Here is a 20,099-nt window from a genome sequence, read left to right as displayed (position 1 = left end):
TTTTCGACACGGTAGGGGACTGGCGTAACTAGACATGGCAGGTAGATGGCGCGCCGGCGCTCTTTTCGCCGGACGGTGTTGTATTGCCCTGACATACCCAACGCGGACTGGCTTCCATGGGCCGGCACCGGTTCCCCTCGATAATGGGCGACGTTCATCTGCCGGCGGCGGCAGCGGACATCGTAGCAAAGACGCAGTCGCCGGAACCGGATGCAGGAGGCGCATCCCCGGTGGAAAAACAGGTACGGAAGGACAAGGAAAAGATCATGCAGAGCGGCATCGAAAGGGAACTTACGGGCGACCTCCCATTTCCTGGAACTTTGATCGGAGCAAACGACATGGCGGTCTCCAGCGACGCGGAACAGAAATTCGACCGGGTCAAGACCCAGTTGAAGGCGCGCCTGGGAACCGAAGTCTATTCGAGCTGGTTTGGCCGCATGAAGGTCGCGGAGGCTTCCAAGGGCATTGTCCGCATCTCGGTGCCCACCGCCTTCCTGCGCTCATGGATCAACGGCCACTATCTCGACCTCATCTCCGAGTTGTGGAAGCAGGAGGATCCCGATCTCCTCAAGATCGACATCGTCGTGCGCACGGCAACCCGCCAGGGACGCAGCCCGGCCGAGCCGGAGGTGGTGCCGGCACGCAAGATGACTCGGCAGACGCAGACGGTGCTTGCCGCCGGCACCGTCAGCCCCGGCCGGACAGAGCGTGCACCGGCTCCGCGTCCAGGCACACCGGTCGAGAGCGAATTCCGCCACAATGTGCTGGGGTCACCGCTTGATCCGCGCTACACGTTCGGCTCCTTCATCGAGGGACCGTCGAACCGGGTGGCCTTCGCCGCAGCCAAGGCAGTGGCGGAATCGCAATCGAGCGCGGTGCGCTTCAACCCGCTTTTCCTTCATGCAACCGTCGGGCTCGGCAAGACACATTTGTTGCAGGCCATCGCCGCGGAATCGCTGAAGCAGAACCCCAAGTCGCGCGTCGTCTATCTCACGGCCGAGTATTTCATGTGGCGCTTTGCCACCGCGATCCGTGACAACAACGCGCTGACGCTCAAGGAACAGCTGCGCGACATCGACCTGCTCATCATCGACGACATGCAGTTCCTGCAGGGCAAGTCGATCCAGCATGAATTCTGCCACCTGATCAACATGTTGCTCGACAGCGCCAAGCAAGTTGTCGTCGCCGCCGACCGGCCGCCGTCGGAACTGGAATCGCTCGAACCGCGGGTCCGTTCGCGCCTCAATGGTGGTGTCGCGCTCGAAATGTCGGCGCCTGATTTCGCCATGCGCCTTGGCATGCTCAAATTGCGCCTTGCCACCGCCAGGGTCGATGACGCGTCGCTGAACATTTCGGAAGAGATCCTCAATCACGTCGCACGCACCGTGACCGGCAGCGGACGCGAACTGGAAGGCGCCTTCAACCAGCTGCTGTTCCGTCAATCCTTCGAGCCGCAGATCACCATCGACCGGATCGACGAGATCCTCGGCCACATCTATCGTACCGGCGAGCCGAAGCGGGTCCGTATCGAGGACATCCAGCGCATCGTCGCGCGCCACTACAATGTGTCGAAGACCGAATTGCTGTCCAACCGACGCACGCGCACCATCGTCAAGCCGCGGCAGGTCGCCATGTACCTGTCGAAGGTGATGACACCGCGCTCGCTGCCCGAGATCGGACGGCGTTTCGGCGGCCGCGATCACACCACGGTGCTGCATGCCGTGCGCAAGATCGAGGACCTATCCGGCAACGACAACACGCTGGCGCAGGAACTCGAGCTCTTGAGGCGGTTGATCAACGACCAGGCCTGACCGGACTGGGGCGAACCGGAACAACGCCGGAATTCAATGGCTTGCCAGTGCGGCCCGGGGCCTGGGATAGGCTCGTGGCGCCGCCTGGAAGCGGCCCGGATTTCGGTTTTATGACACCGGCTCGCGGACTTCGTGCCCTTTATCCCCAGAAAGCCCGCGTAGCCTGCCCGAACCGGTGGCGCGGGCTTGCGTTTGCTGGTTTTTTCCTGTCAGTTTACGCAGATTCTGAGCCTGTTCAGACCTTTCGCGGGGCGCCGCCCACTGGTGACCCGTCATTCATTCAAGCGAGCCTGTTTCGTCATGCGTGTTATCCTGGAACGGTCAAATCTCCTGAAGTCGCTCAACCACGTCCACCGTGTGGTCGAGCGGCGCAACACCATACCGATCCTGTCCAACGTGCTGCTCAGCGCCGAAGGCGCCAGCCTTGAGATGAAGGCGACCGACCTCGACCTCGAGGTGACGGAAGCGACGCCCGCCAAGGTGGAGCGCGGCGGGGCGACGACGGTTCCGGCACATCTGCTCTACGACATCGTGCGCAAGCTCGCCGATGGCGCCGAGGTGATGCTGAAGACGGACGAGGACGGCAACGCCATGACGGTGACGTCAGGCCGCTCGAGCTTCCGCCTTCAGTGCCTGCCACAATCCGACTTCCCGGAACTTTCGGCCGGATCCTTCTCACACATCTTCCGTCTCGACTCGGTTGCCCTGAGAGGCCTGATCGAGAAGACCCAGTTCGCCATCTCCACCGAGGAGACGCGCTATTACCTGAACGGCATCTACCTGCACACGCATGAGGTCGGCGGCAAGCTGAAGCTGCGCTCGGTGGCGACCGACGGCCACCGTCTGGCGCGCGCCGAGATCGACGCACCGGCGGGTTCCGAGGGCATGCCGGGCATCATCATTCCGCGCAAGACGGTGAGCGAGTTGCAGAAACTGGTCGACGATCCGGATGTTGCGGTCACCACCGAACTGTCGGACACCAAGATCCGCTTCACCATCGGCAGCGTGATTTTGACCTCGAAGCTGATCGACGGCACCTTCCCCGACTATCAACGGGTCATTCCGACCGGCAACGACAAAAAGCTGATCATCGATCGCCAGAGTTTTGCCGCCGCTGTCGATCGCGTCTCGACCATCTCTTCCGAACGCGGCCGCGCGGTGAAGCTGTCGATCAGCGAGGGTCAGGTGACGCTTGCGGTCAACAATCCGGATTCGGGCAGCGCCACCGAGGAGCTGGCGGCGGATTATTCATCGGATCCGATCGAGATCGGCTTCAACGCCAAATATCTGCTCGACGTTGCCGCGCAGCTGACCGGCACGGAGGCCAAGTTCATGCTGGCCGATGCCGGTTCGCCGACGCTGATCCACGACATGGCCGACGAGACCGCACTCTATGTGCTGATGCCGATGCGGGTGTAGCCGGCGCGGTGTCAGCAATTCGGTCTTGTAGCGGAGCGGCGGCAAGAATGATGATTGCGGCAACTTCCAGAGCTATTCCAGGAAAAGTGTGAAGTGGTTTTCCCGGGAAAAGCGCATAGCGCTTTCCCTTGGGAATTGCGTTAAAACAAAGAGATAGAGCGGTTCTGCGTTTCCGTGAAACGATGGACCGCTCTATAGGCGGATAGCGGTTGCCGATACAGAACCATATAAGTAAGCTAACACTTACTAATTTCCGCAACTATGCGGCGCTGACGATCGATCTGGCGCCAGGTGCCGTGGTTTTTTCCGGCGACAACGGTGCCGGCAAGACCAATCTCCTCGAAGCGATCTCCTTTTTGACACCGGGGCGTGGCTTGCGCCGCGCCCCCTACGCTGATGTCGCGCGCGAAGGTGGCGACGGCGGCTTTGCGCTGCATGCCCAGCTCGACGGACCTGACGGCCAGGTCGAGATCGGAACGGGCATTGCCGGCGGCGACACCGCCGGCGAAGGCGGCAGGCGGGTGCGCATCAACGGCGCTTCGGCGCGTTCGGCCGAGGACATGCTGGAATGGCTGCGCGTGGTCTGGCTGACGCCGGCGATGGACGCGTTGTTCACCGGGCCGGCCGCAGATCGCCGCCGCTTTCTCGACCGGCTGGTGCTGGCGATCGACCCCGGCCACGGGCAACGTGCGATCGACTACGAGAAGGCGATGCGTGGCCGTAACCGCCTGCTTACCGAAGGCTCCCGGGACGACCGTTGGTTCGACGCGATCGAGACGCAGATGGCCGAAACCGGTGTGGCGATCGCCGCGGCGCGAGCCGAGATGGTGCGCCTTCTGGCCGCCATGATCGACAGGCTGCCCGACACGGGACCATTTCCGCAGGCCGATATCGGCCTTTCGGGCGACCTGGAAGCCGAAATTGCCACCGCGCCGGCGGTCGATGTCGAGGAGCGCTTCCGCCGGACGCTTATCGAGGGCCGTGACCGCGATCGTGCCGCCGGACGCACGCTCGAGGGACCGCACCGTTCGGACCTGGTGGTTCGGCACCGTCCCAAGGCGATGCCGGCCGAGCTTTGTTCGACAGGCGAGCAAAAGGCGCTGCTGGTCGGCATCGTGCTGTCGCATGCCCGGCTGACCGGTGAAATGTCGGGCATGACGCCGATCCTGTTGCTCGACGAGATCGCCGCGCATCTCGATAGCGGGCGGCGCGCGGCGCTGTTTTCTATCCTGGAAGAACTGAACTGCCAAGCGTTCATGACCGGAACCGATGCAGCGCTGTTTTCCAGTCTCAAGGGGCGTGCGCAGTTCCTGACCGTCGACCACGGCGTGATTGGGCCAACGATCTAGATCTTATGCAGGTCGTTGGCCCAAAACCGCTTCACACATTTGGGCGACATGCATTAGCTCCTGACAAGGTTTTTCAGTCCCTATATGGTCTGGCAATGACCGCTGCCGCCCTGACCGCCGACGAGATCGAACGCTATGCCCGCCACATCGTGCTGCCCGAAATCGGCGGCGCCGGCCAGCAGAGGCTGAAGCAGGCGCGGGTGCTGGTCATCGGCGCCGGCGGGCTGGGCGCGCCGGTGCTTGAATATCTTGCCGCCGCCGGCGTCGGCACGCTCGGCGTGGTCGATGATGACACCGTTTCGCTGTCCAACCTGCAGCGTCAGGTCATTCACGGCACCGACACTGTGGGTATGCTGAAAACCGATAGCGCCAAGGCGGCAATCGCCCGCATCAATCCAAACACAAAGGTTGAAACGCACGCAATCCGGCTGAACCCGGACAATGCACCTGCCCTCGTCGCCGCCTATGACATCGTCGTCGACGGCTCGGACAATTTCGAAACCCGCTATGCGGTGGCCGATGCCTGCGCGAGCGCTGGGAAACCGCTGGTGCATGCCGCCGTCGGACGCTTCGACGGCTCCGTCACGGTGCTGAAGCCATTCGAAGACAGCAAGGACGGCAAGCCCAACCCAGGCTATCGCGATCTGTTTCCCGAAGCGCCACCGCCGGGCCTGGTGCCGTCCTGTGCCGAAGCCGGTGTGCTTGGCGCGCTGACCGGCGTCATCGGCACGCTGCAGGCGATGGAGGCGATCAAACTGGTCACCGGCATTGGCGAACCGCTGGTCGGCCGGCTGCTGCTCTATGATGCGTTGGCGGCGCGCTTCGACACGATCCGCTACAAGAGAAACTGACCCCGTGGAGCGGAGCGACGCCGTCCTCATCACACAGATAGTGGCCGGCTTCGACCGTTGGGACGATGTGCTCGCATTGATCATGCGTGCCTTCGCCTCGATGGACGGCGTCATCGACCCGCCCTCCTCGGCCCACTTGCTGACCGCCGACAGCCTGCGGGACAAGGCGCGGCAGGAGACCGGCTTCGTGGCGCTCGAGGGCGACAGGATCGTCGGCTGTGTCTTTGCCCTTGAAAGGGTCGCGGAATTCTATGTCGGCAAGCTCGCCGTGGCTCCGGACTGCCAGGGACAAGGCATTGGCCGGCGGCTGATGCAGGCGGTCGAAGGCCTTGCCCGCAGCCGCGGCAAGGCCGCCATTGAGCTTCAGACGCGAGTCGAACTGACCGGAAACCATGCAGCCTTTGCTCGCCTCGGCTTTCAAGAGACCGAGCGGACGGCGCATGAAGGCTACGACAGGGCGACCTCGATCACCATGCGCAAGGCTCTTGCGTAAGCTTGGCCTTTCGTTTCAAGGCAGAAAAATGTTGCGCCGCGATAGAACCTGTCATCCCGATTGAATCGGGATGGGCTCTATCTGTATCTGTTCGTTTGAACATGATCTCTGGACAAACGGTTTCCGTTTGTCCGAGAAAACCGGTTTCCACTTTTCGGGATCATGCTCTAGCGTCAAGTCCTGAGCGGCAGCACGCGGTCCGGCGGGCGATGGCCGTCGACGAAGGCGCGGATGTTGATGATCACCTTTTCACCCATGTCGATGCGGCCCTCGAGCGTCGCCGAGCCCATATGCGGCAGAAGCACGACCTTGTTCTTGGCGGCGAGCTTCAGCAGCTTGCCGTTCAAAGCCGGCTCGTGCTCGTAGACGTCAAGACCGGCGCCGGCAATCTTGCCGTCCTGGATCAGCTTGACCAGCGCTTCCTCGTCGATGATGTCGCCGCGCGCGGTGTTGACGACATAGGCGGTCGGCTGCAGCAGCGCCAGCCGCCGCGCCGAAAGCAGATGAAAGGTCGCCGGCGTCGACGGGCAGTTGACCGAAATGATGTCCATGCGGGCCAGCATCTGGTCTAGACTCTCCCAATAGGTCGCCTCCAGCTCGTCTTCCACCGCCGGCAGCACGCGGTGGCGGTTGTGGTAGTGAATAGAAAGACCGAAGGCCTTGGCTCGCCTCGCGACGGCGGTGCCGATGCGCCCCATGCCGACAATGCCCAGCCGCTTGCCCCAGATGCGCCGGCCAAGCATCCAGGTCGGCGACCAGCCGGCCCATTTCTTGTCGCCGGTGAGCACATTGGCGCCTTCCGCCAGCCGCCGTGGCACCGCCAGCATCAGCGCCATGGTCATGTCTGCGGTGTCCTCGGTCAGGACATTGGGCGTGTTGGTGACGGTGATGCCCCTCTTGGCCGCGGCGGTGACATCGATCTTGTCGACGCCGTTGCCGAAATTGGCGATCAGCTTGAGGTTGTCGCCGGCCTGGGCGATCAACGCCGCATCGATCTGGTCCGTCACCGTCGGCACCAGCACGTCGGCCTCCTTGACCGCCGCAACCAGTTCCGGCTGCGTCATCGGCCTATCCTCGACATTCAGCCTTGCGTCGAACAGTTCGCGCATGCGGGTCTCGACCGGGTCGGGCAGCTTTCGCGTGATGACGACGAGAGGCTTCTTTTTGCCTGCCATTGTTTCCTCGTACCCCGATCTCGTTGAGACCTCTTTAACCAAGACCGGCGAAACTGAAAGCCGGTCGCGGTGCCGATTACCCCATGTAACAAGCGGTGCCGCCGAAGACAAAGAAAAAGGGGCGCCGAGGCCGATGGGCAAGCGCCGAAAGGAATGAAAGTGTCTGGTTTCGCGTCGCTTCGCCTGACCCTCAGTGCAGCATTTCTCGGCGCTTTGCTTTATTCTCCGCTTGCGGCCGCGCAGAGTGCCGCAGCACCTGCCCAGAGCGTCGTCACGCTCGGGCCGAGCGGCTTGCCGCTGCCGCGATTCGTCAGCCTGAAATCCGGCCGCGTCAACTCGCGCGTCGGCCCCGGCGCCAACTACTCGGTCGACTGGATGTATATGAAGGCCGGCCTGCCGATGGAGATCATCCAGGAATTCGACACATGGCGCCGCGTGCGCGATGCCGATGGTTCGGAAGGCTGGATCAACCAGTCGCTGCTCTCCGGCCGACGCACGGCAATCGTCGCACCATGGCAGCGCGGCAAGGGCGCGCAGATCAACCTTCTCAACAGCCCCGACAAGGATGCAAGGGTGGTCGCGATGGTCGAGCCGGGGGTGATGGGCACGATCAAATCCTGCGACGGCCAGTGGTGCGAAATGACGTTCGACGGCCACACCGGCTGGCTTGCCCAGTCGATCGTCTGGGGCGCTTATCCCGGCGAACGGGTCAAGGACTGATCTTTTGACCCTTTGAGCGCGATCTTTTGAAGATTCGCGGTCGTGGTTCTAGCGCCCGATACGGCCGAGATGGGTGTCCTGAAAGCCGGTCGACAGCTTCAGGCCGTAGCCCAGCGCACGGTCGATGGCGATGTGGGCGACCCAGATCAGCGCGACCGCGATTGCGGTCGCATTGCCGGACATATACCCGGCGATCAGCAGCGGCACCGGCACGATCAGGATGTGCAAGGCATTGTAGGCAAGAGCACCGACGCGCGGTCCAGCCAGATAGCCCAACATCGACAGGTCCGGCGCCAGGATGAGCAATCCGAACAGCCACCAGGACATGCCGGTCGAACCGTAGAAAACGACGGCAGCAGCAGCCACAAACGCCCATTCGAGCCGGATTGTGAGATCGACGGATTTCATCCCCGACAGATGATTCTGGCCTGGCCGATCATTCGCGGCGTTTGGGGCGCAGCCTCACCACGATGTCGACATTGGCGATCTCCATTCCTTCCGGCGGCTCCGGCAGGTTGGCAACCGTCACCGGACCGCTGTCGATGTCGAATATGCGGTTTTCGCCTTCGATGTAGAAATGGTGGTGGTCGGACGTGTTGGTGTCGAAATAGGTCTTGGCGCCCTCGACGGCGAGGATGCGCAACAGTCCCGCCTGGGTGAACTGGTGAAGGGCATTGTAGACGGTGGCCAACGAAACTGGCACGCCGGCGGCAACCGCCTCCTCATGCAGTTCCTCAGCCGACAAATGGCGGTCGCCCTTGGCGAAAAGCAGGTCTGCCAGCGCAATGCGCTGACGCGTCGGCCTCAGGCCGGCTTCACGGACCCGCTTGTCCACAGCGACATTTTCCTTCCGGCCGTCCAGGTCCATCTTCTCGTCGAACCCCACAGTTCCGCCCCAAGACACGCCCAGAATGGCAAAAAAATGAACGTCTGCCGAAACCGGACCTCTCAGGACATATATTCTGTCGTCCGAATGCGATCAATAGCGCGCATTGACCCAGGCAGACGAGCAGGTTAAGCGCAAACGCCGGTTTCCGGCCTGAAACAGATTGTGTTAGGAAACCAACGACAAGGGCACCCGATAGCCCGAAACGATATGGGGACGAGATTGATGGCGGGTAAATCCAGCTACGAGTACGACGAATTGCTGGCCTGCGCCCGCGGCGAACTGTTCGGACCGGGCAATGCCCAGCTTCCCTATCCGCCCATGCTGATGTTCGACCGTATCACCGAGATCAGCGAGACGGGCGGCGCCTTCGAGAAGGGTTTCATCCGCGCGGAGTTCGACATCAAGCCGGATCTGTGGTTCTTTGCCTGCCATTTCATCGGCAATCCGATCATGCCGGGGTGCCTCGGCCTCGACGCCATGTGGCAATTGACGGGCTTCTATCTTGGCTGGCTCGGCGAACCCGGCAAGGGGATGGCGCTGTCGACCGGTGAGGTGAAATTCAAGGGCATGGTGACGCCCTCGGTGAAGAAGGTCGAGTATGGCATCGACTTCAAGCGCGTGATGCGAGGTCGGCTGGTGCTCGGCATCGCCGATGGCTGGCTGAGGGCAGATGGCGAACCCATATACGCGGCAACGGATTTGAAAGTCGGTCTGTCCAAGCAGTCGGCGGTCGGCTGACCGGCGTCCCCGGCCCGCCCCCTAGAAGGAGTTGCGAATGAGACGTGTCGTAGTCACAGGCCTCGGCATCGTGTCGTCGATCGGCAACAATGCCAACGAGGTGCAAGCCTCGCTGCATGACGCCAGATCCGGCATCAGCTTCTCCGATTCCTTCGCCGAACACGGCTTCCGCTGCCAGGTCTGGGGAGCGCCGACGCTCGATCCATCGGCCATGATCGATCGCCGTGCGATGCGCTTCCTGAGCCAAGGTGCGGCCTGGAACCACGTCGCCATGGATCAGGCGATCGCAGATGCGGGCCTCGGCGAGAGCGACATCACCAATGAGCGCACCGGCATCGTCATGGGATCGGGCGGACCATCCACCCGCACCATCGTCGAAGCGGCCGAAATCACGCTGAAGAACGGCAGTCCCAAGCGCATCGGTCCGTTTGCGGTGCCGAAGGCGATGTCGTCGACCGCATCGGCAACGCTTGCCACCTGGTTCAAGATCCACGGCGTCAACTACTCGATCTCGTCGGCCTGCTCGACCTCGGCGCATTGCATCGGCAATGGCTACGAATTGATCCAGTGGGGCAAGCAGGACATGGTTTTTGCCGGCGGCCACGAGGATCTCGACTGGACGATGTCGGACCTCTTCGACGCGATGGGCGCCATGTCGTCGAAATTCAACGACAAGGCATCGACCGCTTCGCGCGCGTATGACGCCAATCGCGACGGCTTCGTCATCGCCGGCGGCGCCGGCGTGCTGGTGCTGGAAGAGCTGGAGCATGCCAAGGCGCGCGGCGCCAAGATCTACGCCGAGATCGTCGGCTACGGCGCGACCTCCGACGGCCACGACATGGTTGCCCCTTCAGGCGAAGGCGCGGTCCGCTGCATGCGCCAGGCGCTGGCCACGGTGTCCACGCCGGTCGACTACATCAACACCCATGGCACGTCGACGCCGGTGGGCGATTCCAAGGAAATGGGCGCGATCCGCGAGGTGTTCGGCCCAGAGATGCCGTACATCACCTCGACGAAATCGCTGACCGGCCATTCGCTGGGTGCGGCCGGCGTCCAGGAATCCATCTACTCGATCCTCATGATGCAGGGCGGCTTCATCGGCGAAAGCGCCCATATCGAGACCCTCGACCCTGAATTCGAGGGCATGCCGATCGTGCGAAAGCGCATCGACGACGCCAGGATCGACACTGTCTTGTCAAATTCGTTCGGCTTCGGTGGCACCAACGCCACGCTCGTTTTCCAGCGCTATTCCGCATAAGGATTTGCCGGCCATGGACGGATTGATGAAGGGCAAGCGCGGGCTTGTCATGGGTGTCGCCAACGATCATTCGATCGCCTGGGGAATCGCCCGGAAATTATCCGAACACGGGGCGGAACTCGCCTTCACCTACCAGGGCGATGCCTTCGGACGCCGGGTCAAGCCGCTGGCCGACAAGCTCGGCGCCTCGCTGGTCGTGCCGTGCGACGTCGAGGACAGCGCTTCGGTCGCCGCCACGTTCGAGACCCTGGGCAAGGAATGGGGCGGGCTGGATTTCGTCGTCCACGCCATCGGCTTTTCCGACAAGAACGAGCTGAAAGGCCTCTACGCCGACACCAGCCGGGACAATTTCGTCCGCACCATGGTGATCTCCTGCTACTCCTTCACCGAGATCGCCCGCCACGCGGCCGCCTTGATGCAGGACGGCGGATCGATGATCACGCTGACCTATGCGGGGTCGGTCCGCGTCATGCCGAATTACAATGTCATGGGCGTCGCCAAGGCCGGACTGGAGGCCAGTGTGCGCTACCTCGCCAACGACTACGGTCCGCGCGGCATCAGGGTGAACGGCATATCGGCTGGACCGGTGCGTACGCTCGCCGGCGCCGGCATTTCCGACGCCCGCCACATGTTCTCCTACCAGCAGCGCAACTCGCCGCTGCGCCGCACGGTGACCATCGACGAGGTCGGCGGCTCCGCGCTTTATCTGCTGTCCGATCTGTCTTCCGGCGTTACCGGCGAAATCCACTATGTCGATTCCGGCTATCACATCGTTTCCATGCCGACGCTCGACGAATTGAAGCAGACCGACGGCGGGCGAGACTAATGCATGTCGCCCAAAAGTGCGCAGCGGTTTTGGGACAACGACATTTATAAAACAAAAGCTTAAAATGCCCCGACTGAACCCATTTCGACGCGACGCGCTTTAACCCGCTCAAGAAATACTTTCGCTCCAATAAAATTGGACGCATTCGCGGAAACGCATTTTAAGGACATATCCGGTAAAAGGCCCCGTACTCTGGGGATCTTTCAATGTCCACCGTCAGCAACCCGAAGCGAACACCGGTGTTCCGACTGCTCACCATAGCGAGTTCGGGTCTCGGCAGTTTCGTCCTCGGACTCTGGGGCCTGAAGCTCGGTCTCGGCGATGGCTTTGCCGGCATCTCCACGGACATGATGGTCGCGGTGATGGCCGCTCTTTGCGCACTGGCGGCGTCGGTCGCCGCGATGTCCTTCTTCGCCGGCGTCGACGAATCGGTGGATTTCGTCTTCACGGAAACCCATTTCGACAAGCTGACGGGCCTTTTGGCGCGCCCGGCGATGGTCGGCAAGATTGCCGAGGCGGCATGCTCGACAAGCCGGACTGGCGAGCCGATGTTCCTCATCGATATCGACATTGACCGGTTCAAGCAGATCAATGATGCCATCGGCTACAGCCAGGGCGACGAGCTGATCCGCGCCTTCACCAAGCGATTGAAGACTTGCATGCCGCAGCGCGCGCTGATCGGACGCATCGGTGCCGGTGAATTCGCGATTCTGCTCCCTGACAACCAGGTTTCAGGGTCCTTGGAAAGCACCGTAGAGAGGCTCATCGACGAGATGATGGAGCCCTATGATCTCGGCACGCACCTGCAATCGGTCAGCCTGTCGGTGGGCATCGTGGCGATGCCAAAGGACGGCGTCGATCCCGTCCTCATCCTGCGCCGCTCCAATCTGGCGCTGCAGAATGCACGCGCCAGCGGCGTTGGCAACTGGTCGGTCTTCCATGCCGAAATGGGCAGGGTCGCCGACCATCGCCAGTGGATCGAATCCGAACTGAATACAGCCTTCGAACGCGGTGACTTCGATCTTCACTACCAGCCGCAGCTCGATCTGCCGACCGGCCGCATTGTCGGCTACGAAGCGCTGATCCGCTGGCGGCATCCGGAACGCGGCATGATCCCGCCGATGGAGTTCATTCCGATCGCCGAGGAAACCGGCATGATCGGCCCGATCGGCGAATGGGTGCTGCGCAAAGCCTGCAGCGACGCCCGGCATCTGCCCGACGACTGCTTCGTCGCCGTCAACATCTCGCCCGTGCAGTTCATGACCAAGGACTTCGTCGGTACCGTGCGCGACACCATGACAAGCACCGGCATCAAGCCGTCGCGGCTGGAACTGGAAGTGACCGAGACGGCGATGATGCAGGACCGAGACCGCGCCGCCGCCATCCTGAAGCAGCTTGCGGATATGGGCATCTCGGTCGCCGTCGACGATTTCGGCACCGGCTATTCCAATTTGAGCTACCTGATCGACTTCTCGTTCGGCAAGCTGAAGATCGACCGGTCCTTCGTCAGCCGCCTCGATACCGATGCCAGCTCCGGCGCGGTCGTCTCGACCATCGTCGGACTGTCTCGCGCGCTCGGCGTCAGTATCATTGCCGAAGGCGTCGAGACCGAAAACCAGGCGACGCTGCTTAGGGCAGCCGGCTGCGAAGTGGTGCAGGGCTACCTGTTCGGCAGGCCGGCGCCGCTCAAAATCAGGGTTGGCGACGCGCATGTCACCGACGAGGTCCGACGCATCGCCAATCTGCATTGAGCGCGATGCACTCTGTTTTCGTTTGAGTATGATCTCTTCCGAAAAGCCGGCATCCACTTTTCGGAATCATTCAACGCCGCGCGACAAGCACCTTGAACATGCCGTCGCGAGCGAGTTCGGCATGGCTCGAAAAGGCGGCCGCCAGGATCGGCTCATAGGGAAGCTGACGGTTGGCGACCATGAACAGCCGCCCACCTGGCTTCAAGGCCTTTGCCGCCGCGCGGATCATGCCGGCGCCGATTTCCGGCTCGGCCGCCCGGCTGCGATGAAAGGGCGGGTTCATGGCAATCGCGTCGTAGCGCTTCTCGATCGGTTCCTTCAGCAGATCGACCCAGAGGAAATTCCTGGCGATCGACTGGCTGACCCCCGCCAGATTGAGCTTCGCGGCTTCGAGCGAGGCGAAATCGGCCTCATAGAGGTCGAGCGCCGGAACGCCGGGGGAGCGGGCGGCAATCTCGGCAGCCACATAGCCCCAGCCGGCGCAGAAATCGGCAATGTTGCCCCGCAAATCACTGGGCAGGTTCTCGACCAGCAATTTCGAGCCGGTATCGATCCGGTCGAAGGAAAACATGCCGGGCGCGGTGTGGAACCGGTTTTCAACCAGCAAGGCGGGATTGGCGGTCCGCAATTCTTCCGCGGCGGCCAGATCGGCGGGACGGCGCAACCAGAAGGCGATACCGTGATATTTCGGCAGGTGGCCCTCTAGCGGCGCCAGTTCGTCAACGCGCTTGCGCAGGCTGGCAATGCCATCGTCCTTGCCGCCGGCAACGACGACCAGCCCGCCCGGCGCCACGCGCTCAAGCGCCTCAGCGATGCGCACTTCGTTCAGGCCCCGGTGCCGACCGGCAAGCACAAGTGCCATATCGAAACCGTCGCCTTCCGCTTGTGCGGTGACGATGAGGCCAGACGCCTGCAGCGCGCGAAAATCCGGCCGGAAGCCCTGCACGAGGTGAAGCGCCGCCTCGAAGCCTTCGGGCAGCCGAAAACCCGGTTCAGCGCCGAGAAACAGAGCGCGCTCGCCCTTTCCCGGCAGGGGAACAGCCTCGGCCTCAAAGGGATGAAAAAGCGTCTTCAACGGCTCGGCGGACATTGTTCGATCTCGACCTGTCTAGACGCTTTGAAAATGAACCCAGGCTGAAAATGAAAACGGGCGCGACATACGCCGCGCCCGCTTCGATTTATGATCTCAGACCGATCAGGCGGCGTTTTCTTCGCCTTCGGTCTTCTTGTCGCGGGCGAGTTCCTTGCCGGTGGCCTGGTCGACGACCTTCATCGACAGGCGGACCTTGCCGCGCTCGTCGAAGCCCATCAGCTTGACCCAGACCTTGTCGCCTTCCTTGACCACATCCGAGGTCTTGGCGACCCGGTCGTTGGCAAGCTGCGAGATGTGGACGAGGCCGTCACGCGGGCCGAAGAAGTTGACGAAAGCGCCGAAGTCGGCGGTCTTGACGACCGTGCCTTCGTAGATCTCGCCGACTTCCGGCTCGGCGACGATGGTGTGGATCCACTTCTTCGCCGCCTCGATCTCCTTGGCGTTGGACGAAGCGATCTTGACCGTGCCGTCGTCCTCGATGTTGATCTTGGCGCCGGTCTTTTCGACGATCTCGCGGATGACCTTACCGCCCGAACCAATCACGTCGCGGATCTTGTCGGTCGGGATGTGCATCACTTCGATGCGCGGTGCGAACTCACCGAGTTCCGAACGCGCGCCAGAGAGGGCGTGGCCCATCTCGCCGAGGATATGCAGGCGGCCGTCCTTGGCCTGGCCAAGCGCGATCTGCATGATCTCCTCGGTGATGCCATCGATCTTGATGTCCATCTGCAGCGAGGTGATGCCGTTGGCGGTGCCGGCGACCTTGAAGTCCATGTCGCCGAGGTGATCCTCGTCGCCAAGGATGTCGGAGAGAACGGCAAAACGCTCACCTTCCTTGATCAGGCCCATGGCGATACCGGCGACGGGCTTGGCCAGCGGCACGCCGGCATCCATCAGCGCCAGCGAGGTGCCGCAAACAGTCGCCATCGACGACGAGCCGTTGGACTCGGTGATCTCCGAGACGACGCGCAGCGTGTAGGGGAACTGGTCAGCGCTCGGCAGCATCGGGCGAATGGCGCGCCAGGCGAGCTTGCCATGGCCGATTTCGCGGCGGCCCGGCGAACCCATGCGGCCGGTCTCACCGACGGAGTAGGGAGGGAAGTTATAGTGAAGGAGGAACTTCTCCTTGTACATGCCGGTCAGCGAATCGACATACTGCTCGTCCTCGCCGGTACCGAGCGTGGCAACGACCAGCGCCTGGGTCTCGCCGCGGGTGAACAGTGCCGAACCGTGAGTGCGCGGCAGGACGCCGACTTCGGAGACGATCTTGCGGACCGTCTTGAGGTCACGGCCATCGATGCGCGAACCGGTGTCGAGGATGTTCCAGCGCACGACCTTGGCCTGGAGTTCCTTGAACACCGAACCGATCTGCTCGGAGCTGTACTTGGCGTCTTCGCCTTCAGCCGGGGCAAACGCGGCCTTGACCTTCGCCTTGACGGCGTCGACGGCGGCGTAGCGCTTCTGCTTGTCGACGTTCTTGTAGGCCGAGCTGAGTTCGTCGCCGACGATCTTCAGCATCTCTGCTTCGAGCGCGGAATAATCCGGCGCGGTGAAGTCGCGCGGCTCCTTGGCGGCAACTTCGGCCAGCTTGATGATGGCGTCGATGACCGGCTGGAAGCCCTTGTGGCCAAACATGACGGCGCCAAGCATCAGCTCTTCGCCCAATTCCTTGGCCTCGGACTCAACCATCAGCACGGCGTCGGTGGTGCCGGCGACGATCAGGTCGAGCTTGGATTCCTGCATCTCGTCGACATGCGGGTTGAGCACGTATTCGCCGTTGATGTAGCCGACGCGGGCGCCGCCGATCGGGCCCATGAACGGAACGCCCGACAGCGTGAGGGCAGCCGAGGTGGCAACGATCGACAGGATGTCGGGATCGTTCTCGAGATCGTGCTGGACGACGGTGACGACGATCTGGGTGTCGTTCTTGTAGCCTGCGGCGAAGAGCGGGCGGATCGGGCGGTCGATGAGGCGGGAAACCAGCGTTTCCTTCTCGCTCGGACGGCCTTCACGCTTGAAATAGCCACCCGGGATCTTGCCGGCGGCGTAGGTCTTTTCCTGGTAGTTGACGGTCAGCGGAAAGAAATCGAGGCCGGGCTTCGGCTCCTTCATCGAAACGACGGTGGCGAGGACCTTGGTCTCGCCGTAGGTGGCGAGCACAGCGCCGTCAGCCTGGCGCGCGATCTTGCCGGTTTCGAGGATGAGCGGACGGCCGCCCCATTCGATTTCCACTTTGTGGTGATTGAACATGTCTTGTCCTTAATATGAGGAAAGGGCCGCGCCGTTTCACGGTGCGCGGATGCCCTTTCCCTGGCTTCCTTTCTCGGGCAGCCACGGGCAAGACAACGGGAAGCTCGGGTAATTTCGGCGCGGCGAGCGCGCACGAGCGTCCTGCAATCCTGCCCCATGACCGTCCATGGGCGGTTTCGAGTGCCCTCTGCACGATCGAAACCGGGTCTGGCCAGCCGATACGACTGGCAGAATGCGCGACCGGCGGGCTCTCCGAAGAAAGCCCGCCGGTCAATTCGTCAACGGCGCAGACCGAGCTTCTCGATCAACGTCTGGTAGCGCGCGTCGTCCTTGCGCTTGAGATAATCAAGCAGGCTGCGGCGCTGGGAGACGAGGGCGAGCAGACCACGGCGGGAATGGTTATCCTTCTTGTGGTCCTTGAAATGGTCGGTCAGGTTCTTGATGCGCTCGGAAAGGATGGCCACCTGGACTTCCGGAGACCCGGTGTCGCCCTTGGCGGTTGCGAATTCACCCATCAATTCCTGTTTGCGCTCGGCAGTAATCGACATCGTGTTTTTCCTTATCTGTTTGAGGAAACGGGTCGCCCTCAGCCGGGATGTCGTCCAGCAGGGGCCGGTGCAAGCAAAGCGTCTTAGCGCTATGCTGCGGCGCATATAGTGCAATTTCCCGGAAAACACCAGCCCAATTCACAAGCCGGCTTTTCAGGCCAAAATGGCCTGATTTATCCTTGTCAGAGCCATTTCTTCCATTTGAAGAAGGCGATCAGCCCGAACGCGACAACGGCCATGAACAGCAGCGACAAGGGATAGCCGTAATAGGCCTTCAGTTCCGGCATGTTCCAGGGCGAAGACTCCGGATCGAAATTCATGCCCCAGATGCCGACGAGGAAGGTCAGCGGCATGAAGATGACCGAGACGATGGTGAGATAGCTGATGACGTCGTTGGTGCGCGCCTGGCTCAGCGACAGATGCATCTCGATCAGGCCGGTCAGCATGTCGCGCTGGGTTTCGACCAGTTCGATCAGCCTGAGCGAATGGTCGAGCGTGTCGTTGAGAAAGATCTTGGTTTCCGCCTTCACATAGGGCACGTCGTTGCGGATCAGCGTCGCCAGCGCATCGCGCATCGGCCACAGCACGCCCTTCAGCACATTGGCATCGCGCCGCAATTCATGCAGCTGCCGCATCTGGTGTTTGTGCGTCGAATGCAGCATCTCGTCCTCGATGCTGTCGACCAGCTCGCCAGCCGCCTCGATCGGCGGGAAATAACTGTCGACGACGGCGTCGATCAGCGCATAGGCGAGATAGTCTGCGCCCCGCGCGCGCAACCGGTTGGGCGCCGAGCTTTCGATGCGCTTGCGTACGGGATCGAACGGATCGCCTTCACGTTCCTGGAAGGTGACGACGAAGTTGTTGCCGAAGAAGACGGCAATCTGCTCATAGCGGTGCGACGTGACATCGTCGATCATCCTGACGACGACGAAGGCATGGTCCTCGAAGAAATCGACCTTCGGCCGCTGGCCGGTGTTGACGACGTCCTCCAGCGCCAGCGGATGCAGGCTGAAAATGCGGCCGATCTCCTCGATCAGCGGAATGTTGGCGAGGCCGGTGCAGTCGAGCCAGAGGACCGGCCATTTGTCGCAATGAGTGTTGAGGTCGTCGATGCTGGCGTTTTCGATGGTCTTGAATTTCTGCGGCGAGATCAGGGTCAGCCTGAGTTCGCTGCGCCGCGCCGAGGGGTCGGCGATCAGCGTGCCGGGCGACGCACCGACCGGCGGCCGCCTTGTTTTCACCGGCGCCCGCTTCTTGATCGCCTCAGCCTTTGCCATATGCCCCTCGCGCGAGTCCTGGTCCGACATTAGAGCAGTTCACCGTTTCACGGAAACGGCGAACTACTCTTAACTCTTTGTTTTGACGCAATTCCGAACGGAAAACCGTTCACACTTTTCCTGGAATTGCTCTAGACGACAGGAGTCAGCCGGCAAAGACCCGCTTGGGCTTGAACATGCCTTGCTCGATGGCGCCGATGGCGACCAGCTTGCCGCGCGCCGTGGCGCAGGCTTCTTCGGCTTCCACCGGTGCATCGCGACCACGAATGATGACCGGGTTGCCAAGGCGGATCTTGGTCGCCGCGTCGTCGCTGATGGCGATCTGCGGCAGGCAGTCGAGGGCAGCCGATGTATCGACCAGAAGCGCATCGATGGCGTTGAAGTCGATTGGCGCTTCCACCGCGTCAGTGGCTTCCGTCGTGTCAGCGACGTCCGTCGCGTCCGAGCTGTCTTCATCCTGCACACCGAAACGGGCGGCTTCCAGTTCGGCGATGGTGACGAAATCCTCCGGGGTGAACGGCTCGACCTCGACCCGGCGCAATTCGCTGATATGGCCGAAGCAGCCCATGTCGCGGCCCATGTCGCGGGCCAGCGAGCGCACATAGGTGCCCTTGCCGCATTCGACCTCGAAAACCGTATGATCGGCGCTATGCTCGACAACCTCCAAACGACCGATCTCGATCTCGCGTGGCGGAATGTCGACTGTCGCGCCGTCGCGGGCCAGATCATAGGCACGCTCGCCGGCGATCTTGATGGCCGAGAATTGCGGCGGCGTCTGCATGATGACGCCGGTGTATTTCGGCAGCAGCGCCTTGACCTCGGCTTCCGATGGACGCAGGTCGGACTGCTTCGTCACCGGACCTTCGAGGTCATCGGTCGAACGCTCCTGTCCCCAGGCAACGGTGAAGCGATAGATCTTGGCGCCGTCCTGCACGTAGGGCACGGTCTTGGTGGCCTCGCCAAGCGCGATCGGCAGCATGCCGGACGCCAGCGGATCGAGCGTGCCGGCATGGCCGGCCTTTTCCGCCTGGAACAGCCATTTGATCTTGGAGACGGCTTCGGTCGAACCCATGCCGACCGGCTTGTCCAGGATCAGCCAGCCCGAGATCGGACGGCCCTTCTTCTTGCCGCGGCGCGCCACTATTCGGTGTCCTTGTTGTCGTCTTTGTCCTGGTCCTCAGGACCCAGATCGCGTGCTACCTCGGGCGACTTCAACAGGTCGTTGATCCTGGCGAAATTGTCGAAGGAGGTGTCGAGCTTGAAGCGGAACTCCGGCATGAACTTCATCTGCCGCAGCGCGCCTGAGACACGGCCGCGGACGAATTTCGCATGCTTGTTCAGCGCCTCGACCACCGCATCGGTATCCTTGGCGCCGAGCGGCGAGACGAAAGCCGTGGCGACCTTGAGGTCAGGCGACATGCGCACTTCCGAGACCGACACCACGGTGTTCTCGATCAGCGGATCGATGATCTCGCCGCGCTGCAGGGTTTCGGACAGCGCATGGCGCACCTGTTCGGCGACGCGCAGCATGCGCTGGGATGGGCTGGATGTGGTTGGACGGGGCATTTTTCTCAATCCTGAAAGCGTGAGGCGCGGGATGGGACCGTGCCGCATGTCTCATATGGGTCATTCTCAATAGACCTTGGGCGGC

19 protein-coding genes are annotated in these 20,099 nt (G+C 62.2%); 10 read left to right on the top strand and 9 right to left on the bottom strand.

Annotated elements, in window-relative coordinates:
* Positions 1 to 338 precede the first annotated feature (338 nt).
* From dnaA to EJ076_RS08570, 5 genes are all read left to right on the top strand, one after another.
* Complete coding sequence (gene dnaA, locus EJ076_RS08590) at positions 339 to 1,811, top strand: chromosomal replication initiator protein DnaA (RefSeq protein ID WP_245462977.1); 1,473 nt, start codon at positions 339 to 341, stop codon at positions 1,809 to 1,811.
* A 300-nt stretch (positions 1,812 to 2,111) separates the two neighbouring features.
* Entirely contained in the window at positions 2,112 to 3,230 is a 1,119-nt protein-coding gene (gene dnaN, locus EJ076_RS08585) for a DNA polymerase III subunit beta (RefSeq protein ID WP_126067603.1), read from the top strand.
* Between the two features lie 209 nt (positions 3,231 to 3,439).
* Positions 3,440 to 4,579: a DNA replication/repair protein RecF gene (recF, locus tag EJ076_RS08580; RefSeq protein WP_109666419.1), complete on the top strand. Its 1,140-nt coding sequence runs from the start codon at positions 3,440 to 3,442 to the stop codon at positions 4,577 to 4,579.
* Between the two features lie 95 nt (positions 4,580 to 4,674).
* On the top strand, positions 4,675 to 5,430 hold the full coding sequence (locus tag EJ076_RS08575; RefSeq protein ID WP_126067602.1) for a molybdopterin-synthase adenylyltransferase MoeB: 756 nt from the start codon (positions 4,675 to 4,677) through the stop codon (positions 5,428 to 5,430).
* A gap of 4 nt (positions 5,431 to 5,434) precedes the next feature.
* Positions 5,435 to 5,923 (top strand): GNAT family N-acetyltransferase, encoded by a 489-nt coding sequence (locus EJ076_RS08570; protein ID WP_245462976.1) that lies wholly within the window; start codon positions 5,435 to 5,437, stop codon positions 5,921 to 5,923.
* 173 nt (positions 5,924 to 6,096) lie between these two features.
* Here the strand turns inward: EJ076_RS08570 and EJ076_RS08565 are convergent, their stop codons facing one another.
* Positions 6,097 to 7,098 (bottom strand): D-glycerate dehydrogenase, encoded by a 1,002-nt coding sequence (locus EJ076_RS08565; RefSeq protein ID WP_109666410.1) that lies wholly within the window; start codon positions 7,096 to 7,098, stop codon positions 6,097 to 6,099.
* A 159-nt stretch (positions 7,099 to 7,257) separates the two neighbouring features.
* Here EJ076_RS08565 and EJ076_RS08560 point away from each other — a divergent pair, with 159 nt between their 5' ends.
* Positions 7,258 to 7,818, top strand: a complete 561-nt coding sequence (locus EJ076_RS08560; RefSeq protein WP_126067601.1) for an SH3 domain-containing protein — start codon at positions 7,258 to 7,260, stop codon at positions 7,816 to 7,818.
* A 48-nt stretch (positions 7,819 to 7,866) separates the two neighbouring features.
* Here the strand turns inward: EJ076_RS08560 and EJ076_RS08555 are convergent, their stop codons facing one another.
* Positions 7,867 to 8,226: a DUF4260 domain-containing protein gene (locus EJ076_RS08555; RefSeq protein WP_126067600.1), complete on the bottom strand. Its 360-nt coding sequence runs from the start codon at positions 8,224 to 8,226 to the stop codon at positions 7,867 to 7,869.
* A gap of 28 nt (positions 8,227 to 8,254) precedes the next feature.
* Positions 8,255 to 8,686 carry an iron response transcriptional regulator IrrA gene (gene irrA, locus EJ076_RS08550; protein WP_024503471.1) on the bottom strand — a complete coding sequence of 144 codons (432 nt, stop codon included), beginning with the start codon at positions 8,684 to 8,686 and terminating at the stop codon, positions 8,255 to 8,257.
* Between the two features lie 243 nt (positions 8,687 to 8,929).
* Here irrA and fabA point away from each other — a divergent pair, with 243 nt between their 5' ends.
* The 4 genes from fabA (at position 8,930) to EJ076_RS08530 (ending at position 13,280) form a co-directional block, all read left to right on the top strand.
* Positions 8,930 to 9,445: a 3-hydroxyacyl-[acyl-carrier-protein] dehydratase FabA gene (gene fabA / locus EJ076_RS08545; RefSeq protein WP_109666404.1), complete on the top strand. Its 516-nt coding sequence runs from the start codon at positions 8,930 to 8,932 to the stop codon at positions 9,443 to 9,445.
* Between the two features lie 37 nt (positions 9,446 to 9,482).
* Positions 9,483 to 10,703 carry a beta-ketoacyl-ACP synthase I gene (fabB, locus tag EJ076_RS08540; RefSeq protein WP_126067599.1) on the top strand — a complete coding sequence of 407 codons (1,221 nt, stop codon included), beginning with the start codon at positions 9,483 to 9,485 and terminating at the stop codon, positions 10,701 to 10,703.
* A gap of 13 nt (positions 10,704 to 10,716) precedes the next feature.
* Complete coding sequence (fabI, locus tag EJ076_RS08535) at positions 10,717 to 11,529, top strand: enoyl-ACP reductase FabI (protein ID WP_109666399.1); 813 nt, start codon at positions 10,717 to 10,719, stop codon at positions 11,527 to 11,529.
* Between the two features lie 206 nt (positions 11,530 to 11,735).
* On the top strand, positions 11,736 to 13,280 hold the full coding sequence (locus tag EJ076_RS08530) for a bifunctional diguanylate cyclase/phosphodiesterase (protein WP_109666396.1): 1,545 nt from the start codon (positions 11,736 to 11,738) through the stop codon (positions 13,278 to 13,280).
* A gap of 70 nt (positions 13,281 to 13,350) precedes the next feature.
* On the opposite strand, the gene EJ076_RS08525 is transcribed toward EJ076_RS08530, so the two are convergent.
* The 6 genes from EJ076_RS08525 to rbfA all read right to left on the bottom strand — a co-directional run bounded on the left by EJ076_RS08525 (position 13,351) and on the right by rbfA (position 20,014).
* The gene (locus EJ076_RS08525) at positions 13,351 to 14,370 is read right to left on the bottom strand and encodes a class I SAM-dependent methyltransferase (protein WP_126067598.1); all 1,020 of its coding nucleotides are present in this window, start codon (positions 14,368 to 14,370) and stop codon (positions 13,351 to 13,353) included.
* A 105-nt stretch (positions 14,371 to 14,475) separates the two neighbouring features.
* A complete protein-coding gene (gene pnp, locus EJ076_RS08520; protein ID WP_126067597.1) occupies positions 14,476 to 16,623 on the bottom strand; it encodes a polyribonucleotide nucleotidyltransferase in 2,148 nt (715 codons plus the stop codon).
* Between the two features lie 278 nt (positions 16,624 to 16,901).
* Positions 16,902 to 17,276 (bottom strand): 30S ribosomal protein S15, encoded by a 375-nt coding sequence (gene rpsO / locus EJ076_RS08515; RefSeq protein WP_274533684.1) that lies wholly within the window; start codon positions 17,274 to 17,276, stop codon positions 16,902 to 16,904.
* A 77-nt stretch (positions 17,277 to 17,353) separates the two neighbouring features.
* Positions 17,354 to 18,448 carry a magnesium/cobalt transporter CorA gene (corA, locus tag EJ076_RS08510; protein ID WP_126067596.1) on the bottom strand — a complete coding sequence of 365 codons (1,095 nt, stop codon included), beginning with the start codon at positions 18,446 to 18,448 and terminating at the stop codon, positions 17,354 to 17,356.
* 145 nt (positions 18,449 to 18,593) lie between these two features.
* Complete coding sequence (gene truB, locus EJ076_RS08505; RefSeq protein ID WP_126067595.1) at positions 18,594 to 19,589, bottom strand: tRNA pseudouridine(55) synthase TruB; 996 nt, start codon at positions 19,587 to 19,589, stop codon at positions 18,594 to 18,596.
* Positions 19,589 to 20,014 carry a 30S ribosome-binding factor RbfA gene (gene rbfA, locus EJ076_RS08500; RefSeq protein ID WP_109666384.1) on the bottom strand — a complete coding sequence of 142 codons (426 nt, stop codon included), beginning with the start codon at positions 20,012 to 20,014 and terminating at the stop codon, positions 19,589 to 19,591. The genes truB and rbfA overlap by 1 nt, the downstream gene beginning before the upstream one ends.
* Positions 20,015 to 20,099: the final 85 nt, after the last annotated feature.

Source organism: Mesorhizobium sp. M7D.F.Ca.US.005.01.1.1, from assembly GCF_003952545.1.
Classification (GTDB): domain Bacteria; phylum Pseudomonadota; class Alphaproteobacteria; order Rhizobiales; family Rhizobiaceae; genus Mesorhizobium; species Mesorhizobium loti.
This window is presented reverse-complemented; position numbering and strand designations above follow the sequence as displayed.

Coding starts and splice junctions, on each gene's coding strand:
- dnaA (WP_245462977.1), top strand. CDS start 339: ATGGCGGTCTCCAGCGACGCGGAACAGAAATTCGACCGGGTCAAGACC.
- dnaN (WP_126067603.1), top strand. CDS start 2,112: ATGCGTGTTATCCTGGAACGGTCAAATCTCCTGAAGTCGCTCAACCAC.
- EJ076_RS08575 (WP_126067602.1), top strand. CDS start 4,675: ATGACCGCTGCCGCCCTGACCGCCGACGAGATCGAACGCTATGCCCGC.
- EJ076_RS08565 (WP_109666410.1), bottom strand. CDS start 7,098: ATGGCAGGCAAAAAGAAGCCTCTCGTCGTCATCACGCGAAAGCTGCCC.
- EJ076_RS08555 (WP_126067600.1), bottom strand. CDS start 8,226: ATGAAATCCGTCGATCTCACAATCCGGCTCGAATGGGCGTTTGTGGCT.
- irrA (WP_024503471.1), bottom strand. CDS start 8,686: ATGGACCTGGACGGCCGGAAGGAAAATGTCGCTGTGGACAAGCGGGTC.
- fabA (WP_109666404.1), top strand. CDS start 8,930: ATGGCGGGTAAATCCAGCTACGAGTACGACGAATTGCTGGCCTGCGCC.
- fabB (WP_126067599.1), top strand. CDS start 9,483: ATGAGACGTGTCGTAGTCACAGGCCTCGGCATCGTGTCGTCGATCGGC.
- fabI (WP_109666399.1), top strand. CDS start 10,717: ATGGACGGATTGATGAAGGGCAAGCGCGGGCTTGTCATGGGTGTCGCC.
- EJ076_RS08530 (WP_109666396.1), top strand. CDS start 11,736: ATGTCCACCGTCAGCAACCCGAAGCGAACACCGGTGTTCCGACTGCTC.
- EJ076_RS08525 (WP_126067598.1), bottom strand. CDS start 14,370: ATGTCCGCCGAGCCGTTGAAGACGCTTTTTCATCCCTTTGAGGCCGAG.
- pnp (WP_126067597.1), bottom strand. CDS start 16,623: ATGTTCAATCACCACAAAGTGGAAATCGAATGGGGCGGCCGTCCGCTC.
- rpsO (WP_274533684.1), bottom strand. CDS start 17,276: ATGCGCCGCAGCATAGCGCTAAGACGCTTTGCTTGCACCGGCCCCTGC.
- corA (WP_126067596.1), bottom strand. CDS start 18,448: ATGGCAAAGGCTGAGGCGATCAAGAAGCGGGCGCCGGTGAAAACAAGG.
- rbfA (WP_109666384.1), bottom strand. CDS start 20,014: ATGCCCCGTCCAACCACATCCAGCCCATCCCAGCGCATGCTGCGCGTC.